At 40.2% G+C, this 2570-nt stretch carries 3 protein-coding genes; 1 reads left to right on the top strand and 2 read right to left on the bottom strand.

Going from position 1 to position 2570, the window contains the following annotated elements:
• Nucleotides 1–136: 136 nt before the first annotated feature.
• Together IGQ45_06580 and IGQ45_06575 are read right to left on the bottom strand one after the other, a co-directional pair.
• Nucleotides 137–955, bottom strand: a complete 819-nt coding sequence (locus tag IGQ45_06580; GenBank protein MBF2056879.1) for a carbon-nitrogen hydrolase family protein — start codon at nucleotides 953–955, stop codon at nucleotides 137–139.
• 31 nt (nucleotides 956–986) lie between these two features.
• The gene (locus IGQ45_06575) at nucleotides 987–1727 is read right to left on the bottom strand and encodes a creatininase family protein (protein ID MBF2056878.1); all 741 of its coding nucleotides are present in this window, start codon (nucleotides 1725–1727) and stop codon (nucleotides 987–989) included.
• Nucleotides 1728–1764: 37 nt separating this feature from the next.
• On the opposite strand from IGQ45_06575, the gene IGQ45_06570 reads away from it, so the two are divergent.
• Nucleotides 1765–2169: a hypothetical protein gene (locus tag IGQ45_06570; protein ID MBF2056877.1), complete on the top strand. Its 405-nt coding sequence runs from the start codon at nucleotides 1765–1767 to the stop codon at nucleotides 2167–2169.
• The last annotated feature ends 401 nt before the right edge of the window (nucleotides 2170–2570 follow it).

Genomic DNA, 2570 nt, shown 5'->3' with positions numbered 1-2570 from the left:
ACTCTTATTCATTGTAATATTTTTGCTTTTTTTTGAAGTATGCGGAAGGTGGGTTTCAACCCTTCTCCCCACCCCAAAACCTCTTACTTTTTACTTATTACTTATTACTTAAATCCAGCGCCCTCCACCATTTCAATTAGGCAAAAATGCGATGTTGTAAACTAGGCATCTGCGCCCTCACCTGTTGCAATCGATGGGGGTTGATTTCCGCCATAGCTACGCCAATTTGAGCGCCCGTACTCGCAACAATACTACCCCACGGGTCAACAATAACGGCATGACCATGACTACAACGGCGCGCGTAGTGATTGCCTGTTTGGGCTGGAGCGATGATATAGCAAGTATTTTCGATGGCGCGCGCCTGTAATAACACCTGCCAGTGATCTTTGCCAGTGTAAGCAGTAAAGGCTGCTGGAATAAACATCACATCAGCGCCCTTCGCCGAGAGATGACGATAAACTTCAGGAAAACGCACATCATAACAAATGGAAAGCCCAATTTTGCCCAAATCCTCTGTTTCAGCTACGGGGGGAGGCGTATTTCCTGCCATGACAGTTTTTGACTCCTGATAATTATTACCGTCAGGTACATTAACATCGAACAAATGTACTTTATGATAACGAGCTAATTCCAAACCATTGGCAGACACCAAAAGGGCAGTATTATAAACTTTGGTGGCATCATCAGGCAAAGGAGTGGGAAAACCGCCCCCTAAAATGGTGACTTGAAATTTTTGTGCCATGCGAATAATAAATTTTTCGCTTTGGGTAGCGATGGAGGGCGCTTGGGCGATTTTATCCTGATCAACCCCCAAAAAGGAAAAGTTTTCAGGTAAACCGATTAACTTCGCACCTTGATTCACCGCCAAAGCGATTAACTCTTCTGCTTGGTTCAAATTGCTCTCCACGTTAGGAGTGCTTGTCATACAAACTGCGGCTGCCAAATATGATTTCATTGATAACTTAGCTATGATTATAGGTTCTGCCCTAAGCTATAAACTCCAGATAACTTCGAGTTAATTCTTGAACCGCTAACTCATAAAACTTTTGTCCGTGTTCTGGGGTTGCTAAACTAGGATTTGATCCCATTCTACCATCAGGGTAGCATCTACGAAAATTCATTGCGCCATAAATGGCATAACCTTGATTTACTTCCTCGCTGAGGGGCGCTGTTTTAATACTATCAGGGTAAATATATTGTGTTAAAGCCACTTCTGATGGTGTTGCGTGTGATCCCTCTTGATCCCCATACAATTCCTTTGCTAATTTATACACTTCTCTACCCATAAACCAATTCGCTAAATGACATTGGAAGTCGTCGGGCGCTGGTAAATTGAGATTAGCCCAATGATCGTAACATTGCGCAAAACTAGCTTTAACGGTGGCAATATTACCACCATGGCCATTAATGAAGAAAAAACGCCGAAACCCAGCTTTAGCGAGAGAAGTTAAATAGTCTTGAATGTATAAAATTAAAGTGCTGGGGCGTAAACTGATTGTCCCCGGAAAAGCAGTATGATGAAGTGCCATACCCACATTAATTGTTGGGGCGACGGGCGCTGATACCGCCATCCCCACCCCTAAAGCAATTTTTTCAGCACAAATGGCATCCGTTCCAATTAACCCCGTAGGTCCATGTTGCTCCGTTGATCCAATAGGTATAATAATTCCCGATGAAGTTTGTAAATAGGTTTCGATTTCTTGCCAAGTGGAGAGATGTAATAGCATTTGATATGATAAATTAGGTCTTTTTTTATTGTAAAACATGGCAATTACCTTAGAAGCACTTTTGAGCATGGCAGAAGATGAATTAACGCAATACAGCACCGATGAGCGCAAAATAGAAAAATTGCGCCGAAAAATCGGACTTGCTTTAAATCTCAGTCAACAAAAGCAACTCAAGCAGGAATTAATGGCACAAATGCCCCAAGGATTCTGGGCAAAAAAGTTAGAAACGGATAGACAGAGTTTTGCCTTGCCTTTTTGGGGTATTGCTGGATTAGGTTTATTATTGGGTATTTCTTCTCAGCAGTATCTCGATTTTATCGCCACTGCTATCGCCCTTCCTCTCGCCATAAAAATTCAACAAATAGGCTGGAAATTACAAGCAAAAAGATTATTATTAAATACCTTTGAAGAAATTGAAAATAGACAAAAATCTCTTAATTAGGGTTTGCACTCATTAGTTGTGTCGTTGGGGTAGGCAAAAGGCAACGGGCGCTCATGCCTTTATTAAAATGCAATGATAATATTTTTAGATACTTAAAAATGTTATACAAATGATTTAGGACTGCTATAGTTTGAAATTTAGAGGTTTTTAACAATTAATTAATCAATTATTAGAAAATAATATATCAAGTCTATTTGATCACTTATAAATCGGTTAAAAGTAATCTTAGTTCAATTTATCGAAATACTGTTGGTTCCGTGTAATTCATTGCACGGTGAGTAAAGTGCGAAGATTCAATCTATTTATCTTGAAATGTGAGTGAAAGACCCCCGTTGAATTTCTCAACAAAAAAATACCCACTGAAATCAACGGGGGATGTAAACGAACCAACAAAAAAATCG

It is taken from the genome of Cyanobacterium sp. T60_A2020_053 (assembly GCA_015272165.1).
Classification (GTDB): domain Bacteria; phylum Cyanobacteriota; class Cyanobacteriia; order Cyanobacteriales; family Cyanobacteriaceae; genus Cyanobacterium.
The sequence above is the reverse complement of the archived record's forward strand: the minus strand, read 5'-3'. Positions and strand labels throughout refer to the sequence as shown.